Here is a 387-nt window from a genome sequence, read left to right as displayed (position 1 = left end):
TTTTCCAGCACCTGACGGTGCCGCAAATCATCGCCCAGGTGCTGAGTGGGCATGGCATTCAGGCCGATGCGTATGCCTTTCATGTCAGCACCAGCCCGGAGCGCGAATACTGCACGCAATACGCTGAAAACGACTTCGCGTTCATCCAGCGCTTGTGCAGTGAGGACGGGATTGCCTGGCACCACCAGCACAGCCAGGAAGGTCATCAGTTGGTCTTCACCGAGGATCAGACCTACTTCCCCAAACTGGGCGCGACGGCCTATCAGCAAGGCTCGGGCATGGCCGCCGAGCAGCCTGTCGTCAGCCAGTTCGCCGTGTGTTTCAGCACCCGCACCAGTACCACCACGCATCGCGGTTATGACCTGGCACGGCCAAACCAGTTGCTCG

Annotated in this window: 1 protein-coding gene; it reads left to right on the top strand. The window is 60.2% G+C overall.

All coding sequences use genetic code 11. The features are described from left to right. A partial coding sequence (locus AACY52_RS31805) for a contractile injection system protein, VgrG/Pvc8 family (protein WP_339561627.1) occupies positions 1-387 on the top strand: 387 nt, incomplete at both ends.

Source organism: Pseudomonas sp. EA_65y_Pfl1_P113 (assembly GCF_963970525.1).
Classification (GTDB): Bacteria; Pseudomonadota; Gammaproteobacteria; order Pseudomonadales; family Pseudomonadaceae; genus Aquipseudomonas; species Aquipseudomonas tritici.
Note: the sequence above shows the minus strand (reverse complement) of the source record. Positions and strands in the feature narration are given on the sequence as shown.